This window comes from Streptomyces sp. NPDC005302 (genome assembly GCF_040607345.1).
In the GTDB taxonomy this organism is placed as follows: Bacteria; Actinomycetota; Actinomycetes; order Streptomycetales; family Streptomycetaceae; genus Streptomyces.
In genome coordinates, this window is sequence record NZ_JBEXGN010000002.1 from 1 (window position 1) to 15,592 (window position 15,592).

Annotated in this window: 13 protein-coding genes; 6 read left to right on the forward strand and 7 right to left on the reverse strand. The window is 73.9% G+C overall.

Annotated elements, in window-relative coordinates:
- The first annotated feature begins 435 nt into the window (after positions 1 to 435).
- Positions 436 to 2,004, forward strand: coding sequence for an RICIN domain-containing protein (locus ABZT74_RS02410; protein ID WP_356433051.1), 1,569 nt, complete (start codon positions 436 to 438; stop codon positions 2,002 to 2,004).
- 157 nt (positions 2,005 to 2,161) lie between these two features.
- Here ABZT74_RS02410 and hutI read toward each other — a convergent pair whose 3' ends face one another.
- From hutI to hutU, 4 genes are all read right to left on the reverse strand, one after another.
- On the reverse strand, positions 2,162 to 3,337 hold the full coding sequence (hutI, locus tag ABZT74_RS02415; RefSeq protein ID WP_356433053.1) for an imidazolonepropionase: 1,176 nt from the start codon (positions 3,335 to 3,337) through the stop codon (positions 2,162 to 2,164).
- Positions 3,338 to 3,474: 137 nt separating this feature from the next.
- Positions 3,475 to 4,833 carry a formimidoylglutamate deiminase gene (locus tag ABZT74_RS02420; protein WP_355872249.1) on the reverse strand — a complete coding sequence of 453 codons (1,359 nt, stop codon included), beginning with the start codon at positions 4,831 to 4,833 and terminating at the stop codon, positions 3,475 to 3,477.
- Positions 4,830 to 6,053 carry an allantoate amidohydrolase gene (locus ABZT74_RS02425; protein ID WP_356433055.1) on the reverse strand — a complete coding sequence of 408 codons (1,224 nt, stop codon included), beginning with the start codon at positions 6,051 to 6,053 and terminating at the stop codon, positions 4,830 to 4,832. Before ABZT74_RS02425 ends, ABZT74_RS02420 begins: the two co-directional genes overlap by 4 nt.
- A complete protein-coding gene (gene hutU / locus ABZT74_RS02430) occupies positions 6,050 to 7,723 on the reverse strand; it encodes a urocanate hydratase (protein ID WP_355872254.1) in 1,674 nt (557 codons plus the stop codon). The genes ABZT74_RS02425 and hutU overlap by 4 nt, the downstream gene beginning before the upstream one ends.
- 175 nt (positions 7,724 to 7,898) lie before the next feature.
- Between hutU and ABZT74_RS02435 the strand changes: the two genes are divergently transcribed.
- The 5 genes from ABZT74_RS02435 (at position 7,899) to ABZT74_RS02455 (ending at position 12,218) form a co-directional block, all read left to right on the forward strand.
- Positions 7,899 to 9,542 (forward strand): diaminopimelate decarboxylase, encoded by a 1,644-nt coding sequence (locus ABZT74_RS02435; protein WP_356433057.1) that lies wholly within the window; start codon positions 7,899 to 7,901, stop codon positions 9,540 to 9,542.
- Positions 9,543 to 10,015: 473 nt separating this feature from the next.
- Positions 10,016 to 10,423: a hypothetical protein gene (locus tag ABZT74_RS02440; RefSeq protein WP_081217681.1), complete on the forward strand. Its 408-nt coding sequence runs from the start codon at positions 10,016 to 10,018 to the stop codon at positions 10,421 to 10,423.
- A gap of 92 nt (positions 10,424 to 10,515) precedes the next feature.
- Positions 10,516 to 11,247 (forward strand): transcriptional regulator, encoded by a 732-nt coding sequence (locus ABZT74_RS02445; protein WP_355872517.1) that lies wholly within the window; start codon positions 10,516 to 10,518, stop codon positions 11,245 to 11,247.
- A gap of 64 nt (positions 11,248 to 11,311) precedes the next feature.
- Positions 11,312 to 11,827, forward strand: a complete 516-nt coding sequence (locus ABZT74_RS02450; RefSeq protein WP_355872259.1) for a roadblock/LC7 domain-containing protein — start codon at positions 11,312 to 11,314, stop codon at positions 11,825 to 11,827.
- Between the two features lie 16 nt (positions 11,828 to 11,843).
- Positions 11,844 to 12,218, forward strand: a complete 375-nt coding sequence (locus ABZT74_RS02455) for a hypothetical protein (protein WP_351427757.1) — start codon at positions 11,844 to 11,846, stop codon at positions 12,216 to 12,218.
- A 22-nt stretch (positions 12,219 to 12,240) separates the two neighbouring features.
- On the opposite strand, the gene ABZT74_RS02460 is transcribed toward ABZT74_RS02455, so the two are convergent.
- From ABZT74_RS02460 to ABZT74_RS02470, 3 genes are all read right to left on the reverse strand, one after another.
- Positions 12,241 to 12,810 (reverse strand): hypothetical protein, encoded by a 570-nt coding sequence (locus tag ABZT74_RS02460; protein ID WP_356172212.1) that lies wholly within the window; start codon positions 12,808 to 12,810, stop codon positions 12,241 to 12,243.
- Positions 12,811 to 12,973: 163 nt separating this feature from the next.
- Entirely contained in the window at positions 12,974 to 13,921 is a 948-nt protein-coding gene (locus ABZT74_RS02465; RefSeq protein ID WP_356433059.1) for a MurR/RpiR family transcriptional regulator, read from the reverse strand.
- Positions 13,918 to 15,459: an aromatic amino acid ammonia-lyase gene (locus tag ABZT74_RS02470; protein WP_356433061.1), complete on the reverse strand. Its 1,542-nt coding sequence runs from the start codon at positions 15,457 to 15,459 to the stop codon at positions 13,918 to 13,920. The genes ABZT74_RS02465 and ABZT74_RS02470 overlap by 4 nt, the downstream gene beginning before the upstream one ends.
- Positions 15,460 to 15,592: the final 133 nt, after the last annotated feature.

Genomic DNA, 15,592 nt, shown 5'->3' on the forward strand with positions numbered 1-15,592 from the left:
CGTGCCGCAAACACCCCTTAATTAAACGGCTGCTTGCAGCCACTTGTGGCTCCCCGTTCTGACCTTTTCGTACTTGTACCCGCCCCAGCGGTAACGGGCCGCCCCCACCGCGGGGGGCCGCGGCGCCGATGGCGCCGGACCGCTCCGTTTTCCGGCCACCCTGGTCTCCTTCCGGCCGCCCGCCCCGTCTCCGGGGAACTTCCGCGCCGTCTCCGGAGAACTCCCGCGCCGCCGGGCGGCTTCCTCGCCACGCGGGGAGGTTCGGTGCCGCCCAGGGAACGTCGGCGCCGGACAGAAGAGTTCGGCGCCGGTCCGCGAAATTCCACTCTGCAACTCTTTCCCCGGAGGGCCATCCCCGCCACTATGGGCACCCCAAACTGGCTGGTACGTCAGGACGGGGCGAGTGGAGCACCACGTGCGAGGAGGCGGACGAACATGGCGCAGGGCGACCCGGCCGACAGAAACGACGCGGCCGAGGGCAACGGACTGCCGGCGGACGCGTCCGACACACGGCTGACCGAGCTGCTGCGCGGCGGCACCTCGACCGCTTACGCCGCCCTCCAGGAGCTCCGCGGACGCCACCGCGCCTCGGTCCTCGCCTACGCGCGGCTGTGCACCACCGGTGAGTCCGGAGCCGGACAGCTCGCGGCGCAGACCTTCACCCTCGCGGCCCGCGAGACGGCGCGCGGCATCGACCCGAACGTCCCCTGGCGGCACCAACTCCTGCTGCTGGCCGGGCGGGTGGCCGCTTCGTGGGCCCGGGACCAGCGGGCCGCGGGACTGGACCCCGGCCTCCTCCTCGTCCTCAGCACTGCGGGCCCCGACGGTCCCGTCCCTTCCCTGCTCCCCGCCTTCCAGTCCCTCCCGTCCCGGGCCCAGGGCCTCATCTGGTACGCGATCGTCGAGCGTGAGCCCGCGGAACGCACGGCGGTCCTGCTCGGCCTCGCCCCCGGCGACATCACCTACGGCACGGACCAGGCGCTCCAGTCGCTGGGCCAGGCCTGTCTGAAGTCCCGGCTGGCCGCCTCCGACGATCCGCGCTGCGGAGACTTCCGCCGGCTGATCGAGGAGTCGGTGCGGCCCGACAACCCCCGCTCCAGCAAGGACCTGCACGCCCACATGGCGCACTGCGGGCACTGCTCGACCGCGTACGGGGAACTGACCGCCCTGCGCGACCACCCCCGCTGCGCCCTGGCCGAGGGCCTGCTGCCCTGGGCCGGTACGGCGTATGCCGCGGACGACGTGTCCGGGACGCGGCCCGCCCCCTCCGCGCCCCCGACCGGACACAGGGCGCCGGCGCTGCCCTGGCCGCCGTCGCGCCGGTTCGTCCTGACCTCGGCCGCGGCGCTCGGCGTGGCCCTGGCGCCGGTCCTGTTCTTCCTGCTCTCCACGACCGGAACGCCCTCCGCGGACACGGCGGGCTCCGTCTCCACACCGTCCGGCCGACCCCCGGTGACGGTGACGGCGACGGTCCCGGTCACCCCGTCGGCCGCCGCGCCCTCACCCTCGGCGACCTCCGGGTCACCCTCCCCGGCCCACCGTTCGAAGTCGCCGAAGCCGTCGAGCCCGAAGCCGACCCCGACCGTCACGTTCCGGCCTCCCGGCAGCGGCTACGCCCAGGTGGTGAACGTCGCCTCGGGCCTGTGCCTGGACATCCACGACGGTGGCCTCGAGAAGGGCACGGACGTCGTCGCGGCGCCCTGCACCTCCTCCTCCACCCAGCGCTGGCGCGTCGACGCCGACCTCGGTGCGCTCCGCTCGGCCGCCGACGACGACTTCTGCCTGGACAGCCGCGGCTCCGTCGACAAGGGCGTGGGCATCTGGGCGTGCTCGTCGCTCGACGGCGACCACAGCGACAACCTGCGGTTCACCGTCGACGGCGACGGCGTCATCCGCCCCGCCGTGGCTATCGAGACAGCGGTCACGCCGGACGGCGACGGCGGGCTGTCGCTGGTGCCGCTGAACGGCGGCACCGGACAGCGATGGCGCGCGGGCGCCGCCTGACGGACGGACCTCGCCCCTCCACCCCCGTACCGCGACGCCTCGGACCACGACGCATCGGACCACGACGCATCGGACCTCCGGCTCCCGCTCTCCGGCGCCCAGTCTCCCGGCCCCCGGCTTCCGACCCGCGGGCTTCCGGCTCCCGGGGCTTCGCCCCTCAGACCTCGCGGACGCCCCGCCGCCAGACGCCGCTGACCAGCGGGACGCCGGGACGGTAGGCGAGGTGGACGTGGCTCGGGGCGTCCAGCAGGGTCAGGTCGGCGTACGCGCCGGGGGTGAGGCGTCCGACGTCGTCGCGGCGCAGGGCCCGCGCGCCGCCCGCCGTCGCCGACCACACGGCCTCGTCCGGCGTCATCCCCATGTCGCGGACCGCGAGCGCGACGCAGAAGGGAACGGACGACGTGAACGACGAGCCCGGGTTGCAGTCCGTGGACAGCGCGACCGTGACGCCCGCGTCGATCAGCCTGCGGGCGTCCGGCCACTCGGCGCGCGTCGAGAACTCGGCGCCCGGGAGCAGCGTCGCCACGGTGTTGCCGCTCGCGAGGGCGTCGACGTCGTCGTCCGTCAGGTGGGTGCAGTGGTCCGCGCTCGCCGCGTCCAGCTCGACGGCGAGCTGCACACCGGGGCCGTACGTGAGCTGGTTGGCGTGGACGCGCGGGTGCAGGCCCCTGTCCCGGCCCGCCGTGAGGATCGCACGCGCCTGGTCCCCGTCGAAGGCGCCCTTCTCGCAGAAGACGTCCACCCAACGGGCGTACGGGGCGCAGGCGTCGAGCATCTCGCCGGTGACCAGGGCGACATAGGCGGCCGGGTCGTCGGCGTGGTCCGGCGGGACGATGTGCGCGCCGAGGTAGGTGACCTCGTCGGTGTGGGCGGCGGCGATGCGCAGCGCGCGGGCCTCGTCGGACACGGTCAGGCCGTAGCCCGACTTGGTCTCCATGGTCGTGGTGCCCTGGCGGAGCGCCTCGTGGAGGTAGCGCGTGAGGTTCTGCTCCAGCTCCTCGTCGGTGGCGGCGCGGGTGGCGGCGACGGTGGTGCGGATGCCGCCGGCGCTGTAGGCGCGGCCGGACATCCGGGCGTTGAACTCCTGGGTGCGGTCACCGGCGAAGACCAGGTGCGAGTGGGAGTCGACGAAGCCGGGGATCAGCGCGCGGCCCGCCGCGTCGAACCGGTTGTCAGTGGCGGGTGCTTTGCTGGATTCACCGGTCCACACGACGCGGTCGCCGTCGATGACGACGGCCGCGTCCTGGATCAGACCGAGCGGGGATCCGTCACCTTGGGAGGGATCGTTGGTGACCAGACTGGCGATGTTGGTGATGACGGTCGTGCTGCTCATGGCGTCCTCAGGGGTGGCGGGACTGCGGGTGGGGGGACGGCCGGCGGATACGAAGACGGGGCCGGGGCCGGGGCCGGAGCCGGGGACGGGAGTCCGCCGGCCGCTGCCGGACGACGGGCCCCGCCGTCCGCTCCGTGTCAGCCGCGCAGGGCCTGGACGGCGTTCGCGAGCGCCGTCGGCACATCGGGTACGAGGGTGTGCGCGCCGTCGCGCACGATGTGGCGGCCCGCGACGACCGTGTGCCGTACATCGGCCGCCGTGGCCGCGAATACGGCGGTCTCGGCCCCGAGGCGCGGCAGCGGTCCCGCGGTTCTGACCGAGTCGAGGGCGATCGTCGTGAAGTCGGCGAGCGCGCCGGCCTCGATGCTGCCCGCGTCGTCCCAGCCGAGGGCCGCGTGGCCGTCGGCGGAGGCGGCGCGCAGCAGGGCGGCGGCCGTCCAGTGACCGCGGGTGCGGGTGCGCAGCCGTTCGTTCAGTTCCATCGCGCGGGCCTCTTCGAGGAGGTCGATGACGGCGTGGCTGTCGGAGCCGAGTGACAGGGACGAGCCGGCGCGCTGGAGGGCGACGGCGGGGCCGATGCCGTCCGCGAGGTCGCGTTCGGTGGTCGGGCACATGCAGGTGCCGGTGCCCGAGCCGCCGATGAGGGCGATGTCCTCGTCCGTGAGGTGCGTGTTGTGGACGCCGGTGGTGCGCGGGCCGAGGACGCCGTGGTCGGCGAGGAGCTGGGTGGGCGTGCGGCCGTGCGTGGCGCGGCAGGCCTCGTTCTCGGCGGTCTGCTCCGACAGGTGCACGTGGAGCGGGGCGCGGCGTTCCTCGGCCCAGCGCGCGACCGTGGCGAGTTCTCCGGCGGGCACGGCCCGTACGGAGTGGATCGCCGCGCCGATCCGTGCGTGATCCCGGTCCTTGAGAAGTGAACAGCGTTCCGCCCAGGCCTCGGCGGTGCCGTCGGAGAAGCGGAGCTGGTGCTGGTTGGGCGGCTGCCCGAAGCCGGAGGAGAGGTAGGCCGTGTCGAGCAGGGTGACGCGGATGCCGGCGTCCGCGGCGGCGGCGACGAGGGCCTCGCCCATGGCGTTGGGGTCGGCGTAGGGCGTGCCGCCGTGGGCGTGGTGGACGTAGTGGAACTCGCCGACGGCGGTGACTCCGGCGAGCGCCATCTCCGCGTACACCGCGCGGGCGAGGGCGTGGTAGGTCTCCGGGGTCAGCCGGTCGGCGAAGGAGTACATGATCTCGCGCCAGGTCCAGAAGGTGCCGGAGCCGACCTGGACGGTGCCGCGCAGGGCGCGGTGGAAGGCGTGCGAGTGGGCGTTGGCGAGGCCGGGGAGGGTGAGTCCGCGGAGGATCTCGGCGCCGGGCGGCGGGGTGTCGACGCCGGTGCGGACCTCGGTGACGCGGCCGGCCCGGCCGGCCGTGGAGCCGCCGGTGGACACGGTCACGGCGACGCCCGGCTCGACGTTGGTGTCGAGCCAGGCGTGTTCCAGCCAGTACGTCTGCGTCACCTGCAGGCCAGCCCTTCGAGTACGTCGGCGAGTGCGGTCACCCCGGCCACGCAGTCGTCCTCGGCGGCGAACTCGGCCGGGGAGTGCGAGACACCCGTGGGGTTGCGTACGAACAGCATGGCGGTCGGGACGGTGCCGGAGAGGATTCCCGCGTCGTGTCCGGCGCCGGTGCCCAGTACGGGCACGCCGAGGGCGGCGTCGCGTTCCTTGCCGAGGATGCGGGCGAGTTCGTCGCGCAGGGCGTGCTCGAACTCGACGACGGGGGTGAACGACTCGCGCACGACGTCGAGTTCGACGCCCTGCTCCTCGGCGTGGGCGCGGGCCGCCTTCTCGATGCCGGTGACCACGGTGTCGAGGGTGGCCTGGTCGGCGGCGCGGGAGTCGAGCCAGCCGCGCACGAGGGAGGGGATGGCGTTCACACCGTTCGGCTCGACGGCGATCTTGCCGAACGTGGCGACGGCGCCGGCGAGCCGGGCCTCCTGCCGGGCGCTGAGCACGGTCTCCGCGTACGACAGCATCGGGTCGCGGCGGTCCACGAGGCGGGTCGTGCCCGCGTGGTTGGCCTCGCCCCGGAAGTCGAAGCGCCAGCGGCCGTGCGGCCAGATGGCGCTGGCGATGCCCACCTGGTCGCCGCTGATGTCGAGGGCGCGGCCCTGCTCGACGTGGAGTTCCACGAAGGCGCCGATCCGGCCGAGCCGCTCGGGGTCGGGGCCGATGGTGCCGGGGTCGTATCCGGCGCTCTCCATGGCCTGCGGCAGGGTGACGCCGTCGGCGTCGGTGAGCCGGTGCGCCTGCTCGACGGTGAGCTGTCCGGCGGCCAGCCGGGAGCCGACGCAGGCGAGCCCGAAGCGGGCGCCTTCCTCGTCACCGAAGTTGACGATGGCGAGCGGCCTGGTGAACTCCGCGCCGCGGGCGCGGAGTTCGTCGAGCGCTGCGAAGGAGGACACGACGCCGAGGGGGCCGTCGAAGGCGCCGCCGTCGGGGACGGAGTCGAGGTGCGAGCCGGTGACCACGGCGTCGCCGGCGGCGGGGTCGCCGAGCCAGGCCCACTGGTTGCCGTTGCGGTCGAGTTCGCAGGTGAGTCCTCGGGACTCGGCCTGCTGCCGGAACCAGGCGCGGCAGTCGGTGTCGGCGCCGGTCCAGGCGAACCGGCGGTAGCCGCCGGAGGCGGAGCTGCGGCCGATCGGCAGCAGCTCCGCCCACATGCTGTGGAAGGTCACGCGGTGCCGCCCTCGTCGCCTTCGCGCATCGGGATGCGCACACCGCGCTCGTCGGCGACGGACTCGGCGATGTCGTAGCCGGCGTCGACGTGGCGGATGACGCCCATGCCCGGGTCGTTCGTCAGGACGCGGCGGATCTTCTCGCCGGCCAGCTTGGTGCCGTCGGCGACGGAGACCTGACCCGCGTGGATGGAGCGGCCCATGCCGACGCCGCCGCCGTGGTGGATGGAGACCCAGGAGGCGCCGGAGGCGACGTTCACCATGGCGTTCAGCAGCGGCCAGTCGGCGATCGCGTCGGAGCCGTCGAGCATGGCCTCCGTCTCGCGGTACGGGGAGGCGACGGAGCCGCAGTCGAGGTGGTCGCGGCCGATCGCGAGGGGGGCGGCGAGCTCGCCGGAGGCCACCATGTCGTTGAAGCGCTCACCGGCCTTGTCGCGCTCGCCGTAGCCGAGCCAGCAGATCCGGGCGGGCAGGCCCTGGAAGTGGACGCGCTCGCCGGCCAGCTTGATCCAGCGGTGCAGCGACTCGTTCTCCGGGAAGAGGTCGAGGATCGCCTTGTCCGTCTTGTGGATGTCGGAGGCCTCGCCGGACAGGGCGGCCCAGCGGAAGGGGCCCTTGCCCTCGGAGAAGAGCGGGCGGATGTAGGCGGGGACGAAGCCGGGGAACGCGAACGCCCGGTCGTACCCGGCGAGCTGGGCCTCGCCGCGGATGGAGTTGCCGTAGTCGAAGACCTCGGCGCCGGCGTCCATGAAGCCGACCATGGCCTCGACGTGCTTCGCCATGGACTCGCGGGCGCGGGTGGTGAAGCCCGCCGGGTCCTTGGCGGCCGCGTCGGCCATGTCGTCGAGGTCCATGCCGGAGGGGAGGTACGCGAGCGGGTCGTGGGCCGAGGTCTGGTCGGTCACGATGTCGATGGGGGCGCCCTCGGCGAGCATCCGCGGCAGCAGGTCGGCGGCGTTGCCCAGCAGGCCGATGGAGAGCGGCCGGCGCTGGTCGCGGGCCTCGACGGCGAGCTGGAGGGCGTGCTCCAGGGAGTCCGCCTTCACGTCGAGGTAGCGGTGCTCGATACGGCGCTCGATGGCGCGCGGGTCGACGTCGATGCAGATCGCCACGCCGTCGTTCATCGTCACGGCGAGGGGCTGGGCGCCGCCCATGCCGCCGAGACCGGCGGTCAGGGTGATGGTTCCGGCGAGGGTGCCGCCGAACTTCTTCGCGGCGACGGCGGAGAAGGTCTCGTAGGTGCCCTGGAGGATGCCCTGGGTGCCGATGTAGATCCAGGAGCCGGCCGTCATCTGGCCGTACATGGTGAGGCCGAGGGCCTCCAGGCGCCGGAACTCCTCCCAGTTCGCCCAGTCGCCGACCAGGTTGGAGTTGGCGATGAGGACGCGCGGGGCCCACTCGTGGGTCTGCATCACGCCGACGGGGCGGCCGGACTGGACGAGCATCGTCTCGTCCTGCTTCAGGGTGCGCAGCGTGCGGACCATGGCGTCGAAGGAGCGCCAGTCGCGGGCGGCCTTGCCCGTGCCGCCGTAGACCACGAGCTTGTCGGGGTGCTCGGCGACCTCGGGGTCGAGGTTGTTCTGGAGCATCCGGAGGGCGGCCTCCTGCTGCCATCCCAGGGCGCTCAGTTCCGTACCGCGCGGTGCTCGGACGGGGCGGGGTCCTGACATGGTCTGCCTCCCAGCGGACTGTTGCTATGGATATTCACATCCTCACCTTTTGAATAGGGCTAGTCAATAGGTCCACGGGCTGCTCCTGGCGGTCACGGATGTTTGGCTGGGATCCATGGGCGCAGAGATGGACGGGGCGGGAGATCCGCCGTTCGACGGGGTGAGTGGGGCTGCGATGTCTTCGGCAGGAACGTCAGGACCGTCTTCGGGCGACACGACGGGGAACGGGAACGGCGTACCGGAGCGGGCCGCGGCCCCCGGCGGGAACCGGCCACCGCGGGGCGGCCGGGCCGGCGCCGCGGACCTCGGCGGATTCGGCAGCGGAGCGGACGACCGCGGGGCGGGTGGCGGAACACCCGACCGGAGCGCGGTCGGCGCCACCGACGGGAGCGGCACGGGGAGCGGTACGGGGAGCGACGCCGTGGCGGCGGCGGACGCCGAGCGGGTCGCCCGGAGGGACGACGCCGTGCGGGCCGCCGTGGAGCAGGGCCTCCTCAGCCCGGAGCAGCCCGTCGTCGCCCTGCTCGACGTGCCGGGCATCCGGGCATCGGCCGCCGCGCTGCGCGCCGCCTTCGACACGGTGACCGCGCCCGGCACCCCCGTGCTGCACGCCTTCGCGGTGAAGGCGGCACCCCTCGCGCCCGTCCTGCGGCTGCTGGCCGACGAGGGGATCGGCGCCGAGGTGGCGAGCCCGGGAGAGCTGGCGCTCGCCCGCACGGCCGGGGTGTCCCCCGACCGCACCGTCCTCGACTCCCCCGCCAAGACCTCCGCCGAACTGCGCGAGGCGCTGGCCCTCGGCATCGCGGTGAACGCGGACAACCCGCAGGAACTGGACCGCATCGACGCCATGGTGCGCTCGGCACCCACCCGCTCGCCCATCGGACTGCGGATCAATCCGCAGGTCGGCGAGGGTTCCATCGGGGCGCTGTCCACGGCCACGGCGACCTCCAAGTTCGGCGTCGCGCTCCGCGACGAGGGCGCCCGTGCGTGGATCCTGCGGGCGTACGCCGACCGGCCCTGGCTGACCCGGCTGCACGCGCACTCGGGTTCGCAGGGCATGCCGCTCTCGCTGATGGCGCAGGGCGTGGCGGAGACGTACGCGCTGGCGGAGGAGATCAACCGGCACGTCGGTAGGCGGCAGGTCGACACGATCGACATCGGCGGCGGACTGCCGGTCAACTTCGGCTCCGACGCGACGGCCCCGACGTACGCGCAGTACGCGCGGCTGCTCGCCGAGGTGGTGCCGGGTCTGTTCGACGGGCGGTACGGGCTGGTCACCGAGTTCGGCCGGTCGCTGCTGGCCAAGCACGGGACCGTCCTGGCGCGGGTCGAGTACGCGAAGTCCGCGGGGGGCCGGGCTATCGCCGTCACGCACGCCGGCGTGCAGGTGGCGGCCCGCACGGTGTACGCGCCGGGGGCCTGGCCGCTGCGGATCGCCGCGTACGACGCCAAGGGCCGCCCGAAGACCGGGCCGGACGTGGTCCAGGACATCGCCGGTCCCGCCTGCTTCGCGGGCGACCTGCTCGCCGAGGGGCGGGCGCTGCCGCTGCTCGAACAGGGCAACCACGCGGCCGCGTTGGACACCGGCGCGTACTACTTCGCGCACCACTACGCGTACAACTCCCTCGCGCGGCCGGGTATCTACGGCTTCGCGCCGGCCGACCACGGCACGGGCGGCACGGACGGCACGGACGGCGACGGCGGAACCGGCAGCGGTGGCGGCGGTGTTCGGTTCGCGGTCGTGCGCGAGCCGCAGACGCTGGAGGAGATCGTCGCGGAGTCGGGCGGCACGCACAGCCGGTCGCTCACCTCGCTGTAGGGCCGGCCTCTCCGCACAGGATCCCTTCCCCTTAGGACCCTTCCCCTTGGGACCCTTCGCCGTAGGACCCTTCGCCGCACAATTTCCGCCGGACCCCGGCCCGGTTCCGCTTCCGGATCCGTTCCGCACGGAACCCGAACGCGGGCCGGCGCGTCCGAGGAGCGTGCCGTCGGCGTGCGTCTCCCGCCGGAACCGGCGGCACGACCCGTCGTGTCGCCGTCGCGCGGGCGGCTTCCCGGCGCGTGCGGCAGGCCGCGCGCCCCGGCCGGCCCGCGAACGCCCCCGTCGTGCGCCCCAAGGCCACACAAACCGCCCACCTGCGGTTTCAAGGACGACGGAAAATATGGTCAGTTGACCCACCTTAGTCATCCCGGGCATGTTCCACAGGAAAATGCCGGATCACTCACTCATCGCGCACACAGTGCGTAACTTCTGCGTCACTCGGCCGAACCCTTGGCGGGAGGGGAGACACGGTGCCCGGAATCGACGAGTGCCTGCTGGAAGCCATGACACTGCCCGGTGCGCGGGGTGCCTCGGTGGTCGACTGGACCAGCGGGCTGGCCCTGGGCACGGTCGGCGACGCGCCGGGCGACGACCACGAGACGACCGCGGCGGAGGCGGCCGAACTGGCCCGACTCGCCGCCGAGAACCGGTCGTTCGCCCCGAAGGACGGCTCCGACTGGTCCGAGTGGTCGGACCAGGAGACCCCCATCGAGGACCTGATCATCAGCAACCGCGACAGCTACCACGTCCTCCGGTTCGTGCGGACCAGCTTCGACAGCAGCGTGTTCCTGCACCTGTGGCTGGGCCGCTCGGACGGCAACCTCGCGCTGGCCCGGATCCGGCTCGGCGAGATGGCCGGACGGCTGGTGCTCGTATGACGACCGTCAGAACGCCTCCGCCGCCCCGGCTCCCGGTGCGCGACAGGGTGCCGAGCACCGAGCCGAACACCGACGCGGGCGGCGTCTCGCCCATGCTCAGCCGGCTCGCCGCCGAGCGGGCCACCGGCGTCCTCATCCGCGAACGCGGCACCCTCTACCTCGCCGACGGCGAGGTGGTGCACGCCGAGAGCCCGGCCACCCCCGGGATCGACGTGCTGTTCTCCGCCCGCGGGGTGCTGGGGCCCGAGGTGTGGCGCGAGGCCGTCGCCCTGGCCGGCGCCCGGCGCCGCGTGGGCCGGTTCCTGATCGACAGCGGGCGAATAGCGGAGGGCGCGCTGCAGCTGTGCCACCTCGGCTCGCTGTACGACGCCGCGTACTTCGTGCTCGGACCGAGCAGCACCCCGAGCCGCTTCCGGTACGGCGCCGCGCACTGGCTCGGCCCGCTCCGCCCCGTCCCCGTCGCCGCGCTGGAGCGCGAGACGGTGCGCCGCCGCGAACTGCTGCACCGCATATGGCCCGACGCGGCGACCGACACCGCCCCGCTGCGGCGCGCCGGCCTCGCCGCGGGGCCCGCGGTGCCGCTGCGGCAGGAGGCCGTGCTCGGACGGGTGGACGGTGTCCGCACCGCGGCCGACGTGTCCGCCGCGCTCGGCAGGCCCGCCTTCCACACGCTGGTCGACCTGCGCCGGCTCGCCGCCGCCGGCCTCGTGACGGCAGCGCCCGCACCGCAGCCGCCTCCCGTGCCCGGCGTACTCACCCAGTCCTCCACCGATCCCGACGTCGCCCTGCTGCGACGCCTCAGAGACGCGCTGGAGGCCTTGTGAGTACCGACCCGCGGGAGGCCTTGTGATCCGCGCGCTGCGACAGCGTGCCGAGAGGAGACTGCTGATGGCGGCGGAACCCGAAGTCCTCGACGAACTGCACCGGTTACGGGCCCGTGTGCCCCAGCTGACCGGAGCGCTCGCCGCCAGTGCCGACGGTCTCGTCCTCGCCCACGACACCCCCGGCGTCGAGCCGGACGGTCTGGCCGCGCTCACCGCGGCGGCCCTCGGGGTCGCCATCCGGATGGCGGAGGCCACCGGACAGGGCGACCTGCGCGAGCTGCTCGTCCGCGGTGTGAACGGCTATGTGGCGACCTACGCGGCGGGCGGCACCGCCGTCCTCACGCTGCTGGCCCAGGACCGCGTCAACGTCGGACGGCTGCACCTGGAGGGGCGGCGCTCCGGCACCCGGATCGGGGAGCTGGTCGACGCCGCCGCGGCGCGCGGCGAACCGCCCGCCGCTCCGGCCAAGCAGGCCGCGAAACCCTCGCCGGGCATGCCGCGCCGCCCGCCGCGCGGCACGACGCCCGCCCGGCCCACGACCACTCCTGTCACCAACCACCCCAGCACATCCGAGAGTTGAGAAGGAGCACCACATCATGACGAACACCGAGACCGCCCTCAAAGAGGCTCTGGCGTCCATCGAGGGCGCGACCGGAGCGGCACTCGTCGACTACACCAGCGGCATGGCGCTGGGCACGATCGGCGGCAGCAAGAGCTTCGACCTCACCGTCGCGGCGGCCGGCAACACCGACGTCGTCCGCGCCAAGCTGCGCACCATGGAACACCTGGGCCTCAAGGGCGAGATCGAGGACATCCTCATCACGCTCTCCGACCAGTACCACCTGATCCGGCTGATGAAGGGGCGCGGCGGGAACGGACTGTTCCTGTACCTCGTGCTCGACCAGAAGCGGGCCAACCTGGCGATGGCCCGCCACCAGCTCAAGCGGATCGAGAACGATCTGGAGGTCTAGGGCGGACACGGCCCGCGACGGGTCAGCGACGCCGCGCCCCTCCGGGCGCGGCGTCGCCCGCTGCCGGGCCGGTGGACCGTACGGCCTTGACCGGCTTGCCCGCGGGAGCTCCGGCGCGCGGTCCTAGCCAGTCGACGCGCACCCAGATCAGCTCCTGGCCGGCCTGTTCGATCCGGCCCAGGCGTCCGGCCTTCAGCCACAGTCCGACGCCCGCTCCGGCGAGCAGCATGCCGCCCGCGGCGGGGAGCGCGAAGGAACTGCCGAGCGCGGCGGCGAAGGCGAGCAGCAGCCACCAGCGGTGGCCCCGGCGCCAGTTGCGGACCGTCACGGCACGGTCCTGGAGCACGTCCTGCTTGCCCGCGCGGGCGGCCGACCGGACCAGGACGGCGTACCGCTTCCTGTGCCATGCCGCCACGACGACCGCCGCGACGAGAAACAGCGCGGCCCCCGCGAGGACCCCGATCCTTCGCCCGGTCAGCCCGGGGACGAGCACCCCGACGCCGGCCGCGAACACCCCGCACCACCACAGCGGTGCGGCTCCGGCCCGCACCACGACGGCCATCCGGGCCAGCCCCTGTCCTCCGCGCGCCACGATCTGCCTCCTGTCCCCGAACGTCCGCGTATCGGGACGCGCCACCGGCAGGCGCCGCGCCCGTTGTGTCTTCGGGCGCGCAGGCTAGCCGTGGAACGTGAGACGAATCTGAGAGCCCGCGGGCGTCCCCGCCGTCGGCGGCACCCGGGCGGGAGCGCGCCGCCTACTCCACGAACAGCCCCCGCGCGGCGGCCCGCGCGTCGAACTGCTCCAGCCGCGCCTGGGCGTCCGGCAGGTCGTCGCACATGGCCTCCAGCAGCACGCGGCCCAGCAGCATCGGCGCGCACGCCGTGTCGAAGGCGAGGCCGGTGCCGACGGCGGCGGGGATCAGCAGGTCGGACACCTTGGCCACCGGCGCGAACGCCGAGTCCGCGACGGTGACGACGGTCAGTCCGGCCTCCTTGGCGTAACCGAGGGCGTCGACGACCTCGCGCGGGTGCCGGGGCAGCGCGAAGCACAGCAGGGCGGTGGCTCCGGCCCGGACCGCCGCGTCGATCCGGTCCTGGAGCATCGTGCCGCCCTCGTGCAGCAGCCGGACGTCGGGGTGGACCTTGGCGGCGAAGTAGGCGAAGCCGTAGGCCTGGGAGGCGGCGGCCCGCAGTCCGAGGACGGGCAGGGGACGGGACGCGGCGAGCAGCCGGCCGGCCCGGGCGACGGGCCGCGGGTCGGCGAGCGCCTCGGCGAGGTGACGCAGGTTCTCGATCTCGGCCTCGACGGCCTGCTGGTACTCGTTGTACGCGGTCGTGTCGGTGGCCGGTTCGGCGGGCGCGACCTCGCGCAGGTGCCGGCGCAGCGCCGGGTAGCCGTCGAAGCCGAGGGCGACGGCGAAGCGGGTGACGGAGGGCTGGCTGACCCCGGCGAGTTCGGCGAGTTCGACGCTGGAGAGGAACGGCACGTCGGCGGCGCTGCGCACCATGCTGTGCGCGATGCGCCGCTGGGTGGGGGTGAGCCGGCGTCCCTCGAAGAGGGCCTGGAGGCGTCCGGCGGGGCTGTCGTTCACCCGCGCCCCGCCGTCCTCGGCGGCGCCTCCGGTGCCCGTCGTGCCCCCGCCCGCGGCTCCGGCCCCGTGCGTGCTGCCGGCGTCCTCGCCTGCGGCCCTGTCCGCGCTCATGGCGTACTCCCCCTCCAGATGTCCGTGAACCGGTCGAGCAGTGCGGCGGCCGCCGTCACGTCGTCCGTGAGCGGCCGGTCGGCCTGCTCGGCGTCGAGCACCGCCTCGGCCAGTTCCAGCGCCCGTCCGGCCGGCAGCTCCGGTTCGGGCCGCAGGCCGCGCTGGCGCAGCGCCCGTACGGCGGCGACCAGTTCACAGCCGACGACGAGACGGTACGCGTCGCAGGCCCGCAGCGTCTGACGTGCGGCGAGCGAGGCGAAACTCGCCTGTTCCTCGACGCCTCGGGAGAGTACAGCGTGGCCGAGCGAGGCGGGCGCGGAGAACGCCCGCAGGTCACCGAGCGCGGCACCGGCGGCGTACTCCAGGATCATCACCCCGGAGGACGCCGCCTCCTGGCCCGCGAGGAAGGGGCGCAGCCGGGTGTAGACGGGCTCGTTGAGGGTGGACAGCCGCGAGGTGGACAGCCGCGCCACCTGGGTGACGGCGAGCCGGAAGTGGTCGAGGGCGAGGGCGAGTTGGGCCTGGTAGAAGCCGCCGTGGTGGTAGGCGGCCATGTCCTCGGGGCAGATGAGGGGGTTCTCGGCCGCGGCGTTGATCTCGACGGCGAGGACCTCCTCCAGCGCGTCCGCCGCGTCCTGGGCGGGGCCGTGTATCTGCGGGAGGCAGCGGAAGCCGTACGGGTCCTGGATGCGGCCGAGCGGCGGGGTGGGCCGGTCCGCGGCACCGATCAACTCCCGCATCCTGCGGGCCACTTCGACGGATCCGCGGTGCGGCCGGGCGGCGTGCACGGGGGCCGCGTACGCCTCGTGGGAGCCGTCGACGGCCAGCAGTGACAGAGCGGCGACGACCTGGGTGGCACCGATCAGGCCGCGCAGTTCGTGCAGCGCGAGCGCGGCCTGTCCGAGGGTGAGCGCGTTGCTGCTGATGAGGGCGAGGGCGTCGTTGTTGTCGAGCGGCTGCGGCGCCGGTGCCAGGGCGGCGGGCACGGCACCGCCGGGCCCCCGCCAGGGGTGTTCGCCGGCCAGGGCGAGGCCCAGCTGCGCGAGGGCGGCGATGTCACCGGTGCCGACGGAGCCGAACTCGTTGACGACCGGGAAGGCGCCGGTCTCCAGTGCCTCGCAGAGCGCCGTCACGACGGTGGGGCGCAGGCCCGCGCCGCCGGCCAGCAGCTGGTTCGCGCGGACGGCGAGCATGGCGCGGACCTGGCGGGCGGGCAGCTCCTCGCCGATGGCTCCGGCGTGGCTGCGCAGCAGGCGCAGGCCGTGGCCGGCGGCGGCCTCGGTGGGTACGTCCTCGTTCCGGTTCGCGCCGACCCCGGTGGAGCGGCCGTAGACGCGGCCGGTGGCGGCGATCTGCCGGGCGGCGTCCCAGGACGCCTCGGCGCGCTTCATGCCGTCGGTGCCCGCGACGGGCCGCGCGAGCCCGTCGGCGAGACGGACGACGTCGTCCACTCCGGTGCCCCGGCCGTCCAGGACCACGAGCGGAACGCTCGCCGGGGGTGCCACCACACTCGACGTGTCCACGATCTGAGACGACATCACTCGCACACCCTCCTCAATCCGGACATCGGATCTTGCTCAGCGGTCATGAGAGACCACCGATTACCGCCGACCCGTTGACAACCTATTCAGGTAGAGAGAACTCTGCATGACGATATGCAGACCGGGCAAG

What these genes read in the sequence shown, in the direction of transcription:
- ABZT74_RS02410 (WP_356433051.1), top strand. Translation starts at nt 436, where the DNA reads ATGGCGCAGGGCGACCCGGCCGACAGAAACGACGCGGCCGAGGGCAAC.
- hutI (WP_356433053.1), bottom strand. Translation starts at nt 3,337, where the DNA reads ATGAGCAGCACGACCGTCATCACCAACATCGCCAGTCTGGTCACCAAC.
- hutU (WP_355872254.1), bottom strand. Translation starts at nt 7,723, where the DNA reads ATGTCAGGACCCCGCCCCGTCCGAGCACCGCGCGGTACGGAACTGAGC.
- ABZT74_RS02435 (WP_356433057.1), top strand. Translation starts at nt 7,899, where the DNA reads ATGTCTTCGGCAGGAACGTCAGGACCGTCTTCGGGCGACACGACGGGG.
- ABZT74_RS02445 (WP_355872517.1), top strand. Translation starts at nt 10,516, where the DNA reads ATGCTCAGCCGGCTCGCCGCCGAGCGGGCCACCGGCGTCCTCATCCGC.
- ABZT74_RS02450 (WP_355872259.1), top strand. Translation starts at nt 11,312, where the DNA reads ATGGCGGCGGAACCCGAAGTCCTCGACGAACTGCACCGGTTACGGGCC.
- ABZT74_RS02455 (WP_351427757.1), top strand. Translation starts at nt 11,844, where the DNA reads ATGACGAACACCGAGACCGCCCTCAAAGAGGCTCTGGCGTCCATCGAG.
- ABZT74_RS02465 (WP_356433059.1), bottom strand. Translation starts at nt 13,921, where the DNA reads ATGAGCGCGGACAGGGCCGCAGGCGAGGACGCCGGCAGCACGCACGGG.
- ABZT74_RS02470 (WP_356433061.1), bottom strand. Translation starts at nt 15,459, where the DNA reads ATGTCGTCTCAGATCGTGGACACGTCGAGTGTGGTGGCACCCCCGGCG.